This is a genomic window from Streptomyces achromogenes subsp. achromogenes (assembly GCF_000720835.1).
GTDB classification, from domain to species: domain Bacteria; phylum Actinomycetota; class Actinomycetes; order Streptomycetales; family Streptomycetaceae; genus Streptomyces; species Streptomyces achromogenes.
On sequence record NZ_JODT01000009.1, the window covers coordinates 189953 to 201955 of the forward strand.

Below are 12003 nucleotides of genomic sequence, written 5' to 3' on the forward strand. Positions count from 1 at the left end.
AGAAGGGGGGCCGCCCATGGGCTGGCACCAAGAGCTGCTGATCGGCTTCGACCTGGAGACGACCGGGACCGATCCGCGTCAGGCGCGCATCGTCACCGGTGCCGTGATCGAGGTCCGGGCCGGTGAGCCCCTGGGCCGCCGGGAGTGGCTGGCCGATCCGGGCGTGGAGATCCCGGCCGACGCGGTCGCGGTCCACGGCATCAGCACCGCCCGCGCGGCGGCCGAGGGCCGCCCGGCCGACCAGGTGGCCGACGCCATCGCGGACGTCCTGGTGTCCTACTGGAAGACGGGCGTCCCGGTCGTCGCGTACAACGCGGCCTTCGACCTCACCCTGCTCTCCGCCGAACTGCGCCGGTACGGCCTGCCGTCCCTGACCGACCGGCTCGGCGCCGCCCCCGCCCCGGTCGTCGACCCGTACACCATCGACCGCTGGGCCGACCGCTACCGCCGCGGCAAACGGAACCTGGAGGCGGTCTGCGCCGAGTACGGCATAGTCCTGGGCGCGGCCCACGACGCGACCGCCGACGCCCTCGCCGCCGCGCGGCTCGCCTCCGCGATAGCCGAGCGCCACCCGAAGATCGCGGCCCTCGGCCCCGCCGAACTGCACCGCCGTCAGATCCAGTGGTACGCGCAATGGGCGGCGGACTTCCAGGCCTTCCTGCGGCGCAAGGGCGAGACGGACGCGGTGGTCGACGGCGCGTGGCCGCTCCGGGAGCTGTCCGAGAGCCGGCCCGCGTAGCGTTCTCATCCGCCGGTGCGGGGTGGTGTCCCGTGCTGCTCCAGGGCGAGACGCACGGTCAGAACGGATACCACCGCACCGTCTCGTCCCCGTCCCGCAGGGACGCCACCCGGCGCCGGAACTCGGCCAGGGCCTTCGGGTTGGACGGGGCGTGCTGGGCCACCCACGCGCAGCTGGCCGTCTCCCGGGCGCCGCGCAGCACCCCGCAGCCGTCCCACTCGCGCACGTCCCAGCCGTAGGCCGTGGTGAAGGAGTCGTACGCCTCGGCCGGCAGCCCGTAGCGGTCGCGGGAGAGGGCCATGACCACCAGGTCGTGCTCGCGCAGGTCCGCGGAGAAGGTCTCCAGGTCGACCAGCACCGGCCCGTCCGGCCCGACGTGCACGTTGCGGGGCAGCGCGTCGCCGTGGATCGGCCCCGGTGGCAGCTGGGGCGTCAGCGCCGCCGCCCGCGCCGCGAAGCCGTCGCGGCGCGCCCGGAGATAGGCCGCGTCCTCCGGGTCGATCGCGTCACCCGCGAGCCGCAGCCAGCGCTCCACACCGCCCAGCAGATCGCGGGGCGGCAGGGCGAACGAGGGAGCGGGGAGGGCGTGCACGATGCGCAGCAGCGCGGCCAGGTCCCGCGGCTCGGCGGGCCGTACGGCATCCGGCAGCCGGTGCCACACCGTCACCGGGTGGCCGTCCACCAGCAGCGGCTTCGCCTCGGCCGACCGCACCGCCGGCACGCCCGCCTCGGCCAGCCAGGCGGCGACGGCCAGTTCGCGCTCGGCCCGGGGCAGCAGCTCGGCGTCCCGGCCCACCTTGACCACCAGGCCGCCGGCGGCGAACACCGCGTTCTCGCCGAGGGTCACCAGCCGGGCGTCCCGGGCCGGCCCCGGGAGCACCCCCGTCGCGGCCAGTACGTCCCGCGCCCGTGCCTCGTCCATCGTCCCGCCTCCGTGCCGTCTTCCCGTGCCGTGTCCGTCCGCTGTCCGGCCAGTCTCGCATCCGTACAGGTCGGCGGCGGTGCGCGGGCCCTTGACGGGGTACCGGGCCTTCACGACCATGAACACGCCAACCGGAGCAGGCAAAGGGGCTGATTCCGTGACAGAGGTGGCCGAAGCGCGGACACCGGCGGCGGGGACACGCCCCGGCACCGGACTGCGGACCTCCGACCGCGGTGCCTGGTTCCTGGTCCTGCCCGCCCTCATCCCGATCCTGCTGCTCAGCGCCGGCCCGCTGCTCTACGGCGTCCTGCTGGCCTTCACCGACGCCCAGTCCGGCCGGACGGCCACCACCCGCTGGATCGGCGCCCTCAACTTCCGGGACCTGCTGCACGACACCCTGTTCTGGGAGTCGTTCCGCATCGGCCTGGTCTGGGCGGCGGGCGTGACCGTGCCCCAGTTCCTGCTGGCGCTCGGCCTGGCCCTGCTGCTGAACCAGGACTTACGGCTGCGCGGCCTGGCCCGCGCCCTCGCGATCGTGCCCTGGGCGATGCCCGAGGTCGTCGTCGGCATCATGTGGCGGCTCGTCTACGACCCGGACGCGGGCGTCCTCAACGAAACCCTGCGCGACCTCGGCCTCGGAAGCGGCCGGGCCTGGCTGAGCGGCCTGGCCACCGCGCTGCCCGCGGTGATCGTCGTCGGCGTCTGGGCGGGCCTGCCGCAGACCACGGTCGCCCTGCTCGCCGGACTGCAGAACGTCCCCCGCGAACTCCACGAGGCGGCGGCGGTCGACGGCGCGGGCGCCTGGCGCCGGTTCCGCACGGTCACCTGGCCCGCGCTCAGACCCGTGGCCCTCGCCATCACCGCGCTGAACCTGATCTGGAACCTCAACTCCTTCGGACTGGTCTACGTCCTCACCGGCGGCGGCCCCGGCGGCAAGACCCGGCTGCCCATGCTCTTCGCCTACGAAGAGGCCTTCCGCTACGGCCAGTTCGGCTACGCGGCGGCCATGGGCTGTGTGCTCGTCGCCGTGGTCTCCGTCCTGCTCGCCGTGTTCCTGGCCGGCCGGCTGCGCGGCGGTGAGGACGCGTGAGGGCCGCGCGCACCCCGAGGACCCGCCGCGCCGCCCGCGCCGGCCAGTACACGGCACTGCTCGCCTACCTGCTGTTTTTGGCCTTCCCGCTGCTGTGGCTGCTGTCCACCGCGCTGAAGTCCCCGCGCGAGCTGGGCAGCCCGCACCCCGCCTGGATCCCGCGCCACCCCACCCTGGCCAACGTCCGGCAGGCCTTCGCCGAGCAGCCGCTGGCGCACGCCGCCCTGAACTCCCTGCTGGTGGCGCTCGCCACCGCCGTCGTCACGGTGCTGATCGCCACCCCGCTGGCCTACGTCATGGCCCGGCACCGCACCCGGGCGGCCCGGGCGGCCACCGGCTGGGTGGTGGTCAGCCAGGCGTTCCCCTTCGTCCTGCTGATCATCCCGCTGTTCCTGGTGCTGAAGCGGCTGCGGCTCATCGACTCCCCGACCGGACTGGTGCTGGTGTACGTGGTGTGGTCGCTGCCGTTCGCGCTGTGGATGCTCGCCGGCCACGTCCGCGCGGTCCCCGCCGAACTGGAGGAGGCGGCGGCCGTCGACGGGGCCGGACGGCTGAGAACGCTGGCGTCGGTGACGGCGCCGCTGCTCGCGCCCGGCATCGCGGCGACGGCCCTGTTCGCGTTCGTCACCGCGTGGAACGAGTTCTTCTTCGCGCTGGTGCTGCTCAAGAGCCCCCGCCGGCAGACGCTCCCGGTCGTGCTCACCCACTTCATCGGCGCGGAGGGCGTGGCCGACCTCGGTCCGCTGGCCGCCGCCGCGTTCCTGGCCACCCTGCCCTCCCTGGCCTTCTTCGCCCTGGTCCAGCGGCGGATCACCAGCGGCCTGCTCACCGGGGCGGTGAAGAGCTGATGCGGACCCGGATCACCCTGGCGCTCGCCGTGCTCCTGCTCCTCCTCGCGGGCTGCTCCCCGGGCGGCCCCGCCGACGGCGGCCCCGTCACCCTGCGCTTCCAGTCCCTGGCCTGGCAGCCGGACTCCGTCGCCGCCACCAAGGAGCTGGTGCGGGAGTGGAACGCCACCCACCCGGACGTCAAGGTCGAGTACGTCCAGGGCAGTTGGGACAGCGTGCACGACCAGCTGCTCACCTCCTTCGAGGGCGGCGAGGCCCCGGACGTCATCCACGACGCCTCCGACGACCTCGCCGACTTCGCCTACGGCGGCTACCTCGCCGACCTGTCCGGCCTGCTGCCCGCCCGGCTCGCCTCCGACATCCCGCGCGGCAGCTGGGAGACGGCCACCTTCGGGCGCGGTGTCTACGGCGTGCCGTTCCTCCAGGAACCCCGGGTGCTGATCGCCGACGCCGACCGGCTGCGCGCGGCGAAGGTGCGCATACCGACCCCCGGACACCCCTGGAGCTGGCCGGAGTTCCGGCAGGTCGCCAGGAAGCTCAGCGGGCCCGGACGGTACGGCGTGGCCTGGCCGCTGAAGGAGCCCGTGTCCGCCACGCTCAACCTGTCCCTGTCGGCGGGCGGCCGGCTCTTCCACCGGGGCGCGGACGGCAAGGTCACCGTGCGGTTCGAGGCCGGCGACGAGGTCGTGGCGCGCACCATCCACGACCAGGTCGCCGTCGACCGCAGCGCCCCCGCCTCGACGCTCGGCAGCGGCGGCGCCGACACCCTGCCCGGCCTCTTCGGCGGCCGGTACGCGATGGTTCCGCTGGGCTTCTCCTACCGCCAGCAGATCGTGCGGCAGGCTCCCGAGGGCTTCCACTGGCAGGTGCTGCCCGCCCCGGCCGGCGCCGACGGGCTCACCCAGGGCGTCAGCCCGCAGACGCTGTCCGTCTCCGCCGACTGCCCGCACCAGAAGGAGGCCGTCGCCTTCATCGACTTCCTGCTGCGGCCCCGGAACATGGTGCGCCTCGCCCTCGGCGACTGGATGCTGCCCACCGGCACCCAGGCCCTGAAGGACCCGGCCCTGCGCACCGCCCGGCACGGCTGGGCCACCGGCACCGCCCTCGCGGCCCGGCTCCGCCCCGCGCCCGCCCAGTCCGTGCGCGGCTACCCGGAATGGAAGGACAAGGTCGCCACCCCCGCCTACCAGGAGTACTACAGCGGCGCGAGCACCCTGGCCGAGCTGCGCCACCGCCTGGAGCGGGACGGCAACCTCGTACTGGCCCGCTATCAGCGCTGACCCGCCTCCCGGCGTGCCCGGCGCACGGAAAAAGAATTAGACGAGACGTATCGTCTCGCATACGGTCGACGTCATGACCGCTCCTACCGCCCCCGCCCACATCGCCATGTTCTCCATCGCCGCCCACGGCCATGTGAACCCCAGCCTGGAGGTGATCCGTGAACTCGTCGCCCGCGGCCACCGGGTCACGTACGCCATTCCGCCGGTCTTCGCCGACAAGGTGGCCGCCACCGGCGCCCGGCCCGTCCCGTACCGCTCCACCCTGCCCGGCCCCGACGCCGACCCGGAGGCATGGGGGAGCACCCTGCTGGACAACGTCGAGCCGTTCCTGAACGACGCCATCCAGGCGCTCCCGCAGCTCGCCGAGGCCTACGCCGGCGACACCCCCGATCTCGTGCTGCACGACATCGCCTCCTACCCGGCCCGCGTCCTCGCCCGCCGCTGGGGCGTCCCGGCGATCTCCCTCTCCCCGAACCTCGTCGCCTGGAAGGGCTACGAGGAGGAGGTCGCCGAGCCGATGTGGCGCGAGCCCCGGCAGACCGAGCGCGGACAGGCCTACTACGCCCGGTTCGAGGCATGGCTGACGGAGAACGGGATCACCGAGCACCCGGATTCGTTCGCCGGGCATCCGCCGCGCTCCCTGGTGCTCATCCCGAAGGCGCTCCAGCCGAACGCCGACCGGGTGGACGAAAGCGTGTACACCTTCGTCGGCGCCTGCCAGGGAGACCGCGCCGAGGAAGGCGGCTGGCAGCGGCCCGCCGGCGCGGAGAAGGTCGTGCTGGTGTCGCTCGGCTCGGCCTTCACCAAGCAGCCCGCCTTCTACCGGGAGTGCGTGCGCGCCTTCGGGAACCTGCCCGGCTGGCACCTCGTCCTCCAGATCGGCCGGCAGGTGACCCGCGCCGAACTGGGCGAGCTGCCGGACAACGTGGAGGTGCACGACTGGGTGCCGCAGCTCGCGGTCCTGCGCCAGGCCGACCTGTTCGTCACCCACGCCGGCGCCGGCGGCAGCCAGGAGGGGCTGGCCACCGCGACGCCCATGATCGCCGTACCGCAGGCCGTCGACCAGTTCGGCAACGCCGACATGCTCCAGGGGCTCGGCGTCGCCCGGAAGCTGGCGACCGAGGAGGCCACCGCCGACCGGCTCCGCGAGACCGCCCTCGCCCTGGTGGACGATCCCGAGGTCGCGCGCCGGCTGGAGCGGATCCAGGCGGAGATGGACCAGGAGGGCGGCACCCGGCGGGCGGCCGACCTCATCGAGGCCGAACTGCCCGGGCACCGCGAGCGGTAGACCCGACGAGCGGTAGACCCGACGAGCGGACGGGCGGCCGGCCGGCTCGGGCGGTCGCCCGATCGACCGGCCCGTGTCCGTTCCGACCAGCAGAGATCCGCTTTGTGATAACGGAACCTTGTTGAACAAGTCACAGCTGCGTGAAGCGCTTGATCCGGCCCCGCCGATCGGCCAGAGTTTCGCGCAGCCCGCCCCCGCGCGGGCACGGCCGTCGTGCCCGCCCCCACGGGGCACGACGGCCGTACACGTGTGCCCGCCCTCGGCAAGACGCACCGCCCGTCGGTCAGTTGGCTGAAAAACTTCCCTCCGCACGCCTTCCAGTGACACCAGGGCCACGGCCGACGCAGAACCAGACGCCGCCGCGGTCCGACGTCACAGGGGAACGCCGGACCGCGGCCGCCGATACCACACACCCACCCCCCGTTGGTCCCGCTCACCGAAGCGCGCGACAAACCCGTCAGGCTGTTCCTAGGGTGAAGCCCACGGACGGCCGGAAGGGGCGGAATCAGGGTGAGGGGCAGACCATGACCGGCGTCGCCACGCCACCGCCAGGGCGCCCTGACCCGGCGCCCGGACACCCGCACGCGCCCTCCCGCACCGGCGCGGGCGGGGACGGCCGGGGGAGGGTCAACGGACACCGCTCACCCGGACGGGTGGCGCTTTCCGGCCCTCGCGGATTCATGGCCTCATCCGAGGTGGACGGCGTCCGCCGCCGGAATCCGTGGTCCAGGCCGCACCGCACCGACGAGATCAGGCCAACGTTCACGCCGTCGGGCGGCCTCGGCGCCGTTCCTCCGACACGGCCCTACGGCCGGCGGCACGCACCCACGACATCGGCGACGTCTGCGGCCCCGGCCGCCCGACGGCTCCTCCGGCCCGCGAGCGAGGACAGGACATGAGCACATACAACTTCGGAAACGTCAACGGACCGGCCCGCTTCGGCGACCGCACCACCCCGGACCTGGAAACCCTGATGGAGGCCGCCGACCGGCTCACCGAGGCGCTGCGCGCCGAGTACCCCGGGCTGGTGAGCAGCGGCGAGACCATCCAGGAGCAACTGGCGCAGTCCGCCGAGGACGGCCTGCCGCCCAACCGGGGCCGGATCCGCTCCGCACTGGAGACCATCGCCATCGCGGCCTCGGCCGGCACCGCCAGCCTCGACTACACCCGGCACCTCCTGCACGCCCTCGACCTCTGACCGCCCACGGCCTGCGGACCCACGAGGCCGGCCGGTGTCAGGCCGTGGCGACCGGCCCGGGCGTCACGCCCCGAGTGCCGTCAGCGCCGGCCGCCGCGCCTGGTCGAAGCGCTCCAGCAGGACGCGGGCGACCTCCGGTGCCGCGCCCAGCACCTCGGCGCACACGTCGGCCTCCGCCGCGCCGCGCGCGATGCGGTCCGGCAGGAAACCGGGGGCCAGCACATACGGTGCCACGGCGACCCGCTCGCAGCCGAGCCGGCGCAGCTCCCGCACCGCGTCCTCGGTACGGGGAAGGGATGCGGAGGCGAACGCAGGCCGCACGGCGCACCAACCGGTGTGCCGCCACTCCCGCGCGATATCAGCGATCACTGCGATCGCCTCCGGGTCGGAGGACCCCGCCGAGGCCAGCACGACCCCGGTCGAGGACTTGTCGGCGGGCGCCAGCCCCGCCTCGTACAGCCGCCGTTCCAGCGCGGACAGCAGCAGCGGCGACGGGCCGAGCACCTCCGCCTGCCGGATCCGCAGCCGTGCCGGGGCGTCCCGCAGCACGGCCGGGATGTCGGCCTTGGCGTGGAACGCCCGGGTCAGCAGCAGCGGCAGGGCGACCACGTCCCGGACGCCCTGAGCCGCCAGCGACTCCAGCACCCCGTGCACCGACGGGACGTTGAAGTCCAGGAACCCGGTCTCCACGCGCAGCCCGGGCCGCAGCGACCGCACCCGCTCCACGAGGGCGTGCACGGTCGCCGCGTGCCGCGGGTCACGGCTGCCGTGGGCGACGACGAGGAGAACCGGCCTGGTGCGCATGGGACGTCAGCTCTTCACCAGCAGGCCGCGGCTGCGCAGCACCCACCGCTCCAGCGGACTGAAGATCAGCAGGTCGATGGCGATGCCGACGAACAGGATCAGCAGGATCGCCTCGAACACCATCGCCATGTCGCTGGCGGTGCGGCCGTTCTCCAGCAACTGGCCGAGGCCCACGCCGAGGTCGGGGAACTGGGCGATGATCTCCGCGGCCATCAGCGAACGCCAGGAGAACGCCCAGCCCTGCTTCAGACCCGCCACATAACCGGGCAGCGAGGCCGGCAGAGTGACGTACCAGACGCCCTTGGCACCCGTGGCGCCCATGGTGCGGCCCGCGCGCAGGAACAGCGGCGGCACCTGGTCGACGCCGGACACCAGGCCGTTGGCGATGGACGGCACGGCGCCGAGCAGGATCACCGCGTACATCATCGAGTTGTTCAGGCCCAGCCAGATCACCGCCGGCGGCACCCACGCCACCGACGGCAGCGACTGGAGCCCGGACAGGATCGGGCCGATGGCCGCGCGCACGAACTTCACCCGGGCCACCAGCAGACCCAGCGGAGTGCCGATGACCAGCGCGAACGCGAAGCCCAGCAGACCGCGCGAGACACTGGTCCAGATGTAGCCGAGCAGCTCGCCCCGCAGCCAGGCGTCCCGGAACGCGCTGCCCACCGCGCCCGGCGAGGGCAGCTTCGACGGGTCGTCCACGACCGGGTACAGGATGTACCAGACCACCAGGACCACCGCGATGGCGGCGACCGGCGGCAGGACCTTGTCGACGAGGGTCTCGCGCAGCGGGGGGCGGCCGGTGGTGGTGGTCTCCAGCGCGTCCAGGCCGGCCTCGACGCTCCCGGCGTCCTGGACCGGTGTCGTCTCAGTGCTGGCCATGGCGGCGGATCTCCCCACGCAGTACGTCGGTTATCTCAAGGGACAGTTCGGCCACGGGCGCGTCCTCGATGCGGCGCGGCTGCGGCAGGTCCACGCGCCACTCGCGCGCGATCCGGCCCGGGCGGGAGGACAGCAGGACCACCCGCTGCGCGAGCCGCACCGCCTCGCGCACGTTGTGGGTGACGAACAGGACGGACAGCCCGGTCTCCGCCCAGATACGGGTCAGCTCGTCGTGCAGCACGTCCCGGGTGATGGCGTCGAGCGCGGCGAACGGCTCGTCCATCAGCAGCATGTTGCTCTCCTGCGCCAGCGCGCGGGCCATCGCCACCCGCTGGCGCATGCCGCCGGACAGCTCGTGCACCCGCTTGCCGTGGGCGCCCTTCAGCCGCACCAGTTCGAGCAGTTCCTCGGCCTTGCCGCGCCGCTCGGGCTTGGGAACGCCCCGCAGCTTGAGGGCGAGTTCGATGTTCTTGCCCGCGGTCAGCCACGGGAACAGGGCGTGTTCCTGGAACATCAGGGCGGGGCGGCCGTCCGTGGTGATGGAGCCGGCACTCGGCCGGTCCAGACCCGCCACCAGGTTCAGCAGCGTGGACTTGCCGCAGCCCGAGGCCCCCAGGAGGGTGACGAACTCACCCGGCGCCACATCGATGCTGATGTCGTCCAGGACGAGCTGCTGCCCGCCCGGGGTCGCGAAGGACTTCGAGACGTGCTCAAGACGTGCCGCGAACTCGACGGACTCGTCGGCCTTGGCGAGGGTCGTGGCCATGGTCGTCACCTCCTGGGGACGCGTCGGTCGGGGCGTCAGCTGGTGCCGAGGCCGGCGGCGTCGACCGCGGGACGGCCCTCGGCCTTGAGGACCTTGTTGAGCAGCGTCAGATCGTAGATTCCCTTCAGGTCCGGCTTCTCCAGCAGGCCGGCCTTGACCGCGTGCTCGGCCTCGGTGTCGAGGGTGGCGGCCAGCGGGTCGTCGGTGAACTGGATGGACTTCCAGGCCGGGTCGAGGACCTCCGCCGGGAGCGCCTTGCCGGCGTCCGTCTCCAGCCGCTTGTTCGCGGCGGCCTTCGCCTCGTCCGGGTGGGCGTTGATCCACTTGTTGGTCTCGACCGCCGCCTTCAGGACGGCCTCGACCGCCTTCGGGTGGTCCTTCAGAAAGCCCTGCCGCACGATGATGTTCGTGATCACGAACTTCTTCTCCGGCCAGAGCGTCGACTCGTCCAGGAGCACCTTGGCGCCCTCGGCGACCAGCTTCGACGCGGTCGGCTCCGGCACCCACGCGCCGTCGATCGAGCCGGACTTGTAGGCGCCCGGGGTGATCTTGTTGTCCGTGCGGACGACGGTGACATCGCCCTTGCCGCTCTGGGCGTCGACCTTCCAGCCCTGGTCGGCGGCCCAGTTGAGGAACGCCACGTCCTGCGTGTTGCCGAGCTGGGGGGTGGCGATCTTCTTGCCCTCGACGTCCTTCAGGGACTTGATCTTCGCCGGGTTGACGACCAGCTTCACCCCGCCGGAGGCCGAACCGCCGATGATCTTCAGGCTCTTGCCGTTGGACTTGGTGTAGCCGTTGATGGCGGGGGACGGGCCGATCCAGCCGATGTCGATGGAGCCGGCGTTGAGGGCCTCGATCTCGGACGGGCCGGCGTTGAAGATGGCGGGCTTGACCGTGGTGGCGCCCAGCTCCTTCTGGAAGAAGCCCTTCTGCACGCCGACCAGCGCGGTGGCGTGGGTCAGGTTGCCGAAGTAGCCGATCTTGACGGAGTCGAGCCCGTCGGTCTTCTCGGCGCCGGCGGCGATCTTGGCGGTGCCGTCGTCCTTGGCATCGGAGCCGTAGCCGCAGGCGGCCAGCGCGAGCAGGGGGAGAGCGGCGATGGCCGCGGTGCCGCGGCGCAGGAGCGATGAGCTGATGGCAGGCACGGGAGGCTTTCCTCTCGTTGGCCCGGCGGTCACGGACTCTTGTGTCGTGGCCGGGAGTTCGGCAAGGGTCTTCGTCGCTTCCGGGACGACGCCGGGTGGGGGGAGCGGGCGCGCGAGCGGTGCGCGTACGTCAGCGCACACATCGCGCCACTCCGCCCTGCCCGCTGCCGAGGGCGCCACTGCCGACGCGGCCGCCCTCCTTCGCGAACGTCGAGTAGACGTCGGGCGTCCTCATGTCAGAAGTCCCAGCCGTCGTCGGCCTCGTCCTTGACCGGCTCCGGAGCGGCGAACGACTCGCCGACCATACCCGCGGTCAGCGTGGTGCCGTCGGCGGGGTCGATCAGGATGAACGAGCCGGTGCGGCGCGAGTCGGCGTAGGAGTCGACCGGCAGCGGCTCGGCGGTACGGATCTTCACCCGGCCGATGTCGTTGGCGACGAGCCGGCCCGGGTGCGGGTGCAGGGACAGGTCGTCGAGCGTGAGCCGGGACGGGATGTCCTTCACGATCGCCTTGACCGTGCGGGTGCCGTGCTTGAGCAGCACCCGGTGGCCCACGGTCAGGGGCGCGTCGGCGACATGGCAGACGGTCGCCTCCACGTCCTGCGTGGTGGCCGGGGCGTCCTTCGTCGGCACGATCAGATCGCCGCGCGAGACGTCGATGTCGTCCTGGAGCAGCACCGTCACCGACTGCGTCGTCCAGGCCACGTCGACCGGCTCGCCCAGCAGGTCGATGCCGGCGATGCGGGTGGTCCGCCCGGACGGCAGCACCGTGACCTCCTCGCCGACCCGGAAGGTGCCGGCCGCATGGTGGCGCTCGGCTCCACCACGTTGTCCCCGGTCAGCGCCGAGATCGGTATCGCGGTGACCTCCGGGACGCCCAGCTCGGTCGCGTACGCCGTGAACTCCTCGGCGATCTGCGCGAAGACCCGCTCCTCGTACCCGACGAGGTCCATCTTGTTCACGGCCAGCACGACGTGCGGGACGCGCAGCAGGGCGGCGATGGCCGCGTGCCGGCGGGTCTGCTCGACCACGCCGTTGC

The 12003-nt window shown here is 72.9% G+C and carries 10 protein-coding genes and 2 pseudogenes; 6 read left to right on the forward strand and 6 right to left on the reverse strand.

Translation table 11 applies throughout. From position 1 onward, the window contains the following. Window positions 1-16 precede the first annotated feature (16 nt). Window positions 17-739: a 3'-5' exonuclease gene (locus IH25_RS0111550; protein WP_030607056.1), complete on the forward strand. Its 723-nt coding sequence runs from the start codon at window positions 17-19 to the stop codon at window positions 737-739. Between the two features lie 58 nt (window positions 740-797). Here IH25_RS0111550 and IH25_RS0111555 read toward each other — a convergent pair whose 3' ends face one another. After that, on the reverse strand, window positions 798-1661 hold the full coding sequence (locus IH25_RS0111555; RefSeq protein WP_030607058.1) for a phosphotransferase enzyme family protein: 864 nt from the start codon (window positions 1659-1661) through the stop codon (window positions 798-800). Window positions 1662-1818: 157 nt separating this feature from the next. Between IH25_RS0111555 and IH25_RS0111560 the strand changes: the two genes are divergently transcribed. From IH25_RS0111560 to IH25_RS0111580, 5 genes and pseudogenes are all read left to right on the forward strand, one after another. Next, window positions 1819-2751, forward strand: a complete 933-nt coding sequence (locus IH25_RS0111560; protein ID WP_394298425.1) for a carbohydrate ABC transporter permease — start codon at window positions 1819-1821, stop codon at window positions 2749-2751. After that, window positions 2748-3599, forward strand: a complete 852-nt coding sequence (locus IH25_RS0111565) for a carbohydrate ABC transporter permease (protein ID WP_030607063.1) — start codon at window positions 2748-2750, stop codon at window positions 3597-3599. Before IH25_RS0111560 ends, IH25_RS0111565 begins: the two co-directional genes overlap by 4 nt. Then, window positions 3599-4879, forward strand: a complete 1281-nt coding sequence (locus tag IH25_RS0111570; RefSeq protein WP_030607066.1) for an ABC transporter substrate-binding protein — start codon at window positions 3599-3601, stop codon at window positions 4877-4879. Before IH25_RS0111565 ends, IH25_RS0111570 begins: the two co-directional genes overlap by 1 nt. A gap of 30 nt (window positions 4880-4909) precedes the next feature. Further along, window positions 4910-6167, forward strand: a pseudogene (gene mgt, locus IH25_RS0111575) (macrolide-inactivating glycosyltransferase); the annotation flags it as partial. A gap of 895 nt (window positions 6168-7062) precedes the next feature. Further along, window positions 7063-7365 (forward strand): hypothetical protein, encoded by a 303-nt coding sequence (locus IH25_RS0111580; RefSeq protein ID WP_030607071.1) that lies wholly within the window; start codon window positions 7063-7065, stop codon window positions 7363-7365. 63 nt (window positions 7366-7428) lie between these two features. Here IH25_RS0111580 and IH25_RS0111585 read toward each other — a convergent pair whose 3' ends face one another. The 5 genes and pseudogenes from IH25_RS0111585 to IH25_RS37480 all read right to left on the reverse strand — a co-directional run. After that, the gene (locus tag IH25_RS0111585; protein WP_030607074.1) at window positions 7429-8169 is read right to left on the reverse strand and encodes a sirohydrochlorin chelatase; all 741 of its coding nucleotides are present in this window, start codon (window positions 8167-8169) and stop codon (window positions 7429-7431) included. A 6-nt stretch (window positions 8170-8175) separates the two neighbouring features. After that, complete coding sequence (locus tag IH25_RS0111590; protein ID WP_030607077.1) at window positions 8176-9054, reverse strand: ABC transporter permease; 879 nt, start codon at window positions 9052-9054, stop codon at window positions 8176-8178. Then, the gene (locus tag IH25_RS0111595; protein ID WP_030607080.1) at window positions 9041-9820 is read right to left on the reverse strand and encodes an ABC transporter ATP-binding protein; all 780 of its coding nucleotides are present in this window, start codon (window positions 9818-9820) and stop codon (window positions 9041-9043) included. Before IH25_RS0111595 ends, IH25_RS0111590 begins: the two co-directional genes overlap by 14 nt. Window positions 9821-9855: 35 nt before the next feature. Beyond that, a complete protein-coding gene (locus tag IH25_RS0111600) occupies window positions 9856-10965 on the reverse strand; it encodes an aliphatic sulfonate ABC transporter substrate-binding protein (RefSeq protein WP_030607083.1) in 1110 nt (369 codons plus the stop codon). A 236-nt stretch (window positions 10966-11201) separates the two neighbouring features. Then, a pseudogene (locus IH25_RS37480) lies at window positions 11202-12003 on the reverse strand (elongation factor 1-alpha C-terminal domain-related protein); the annotation flags it as partial.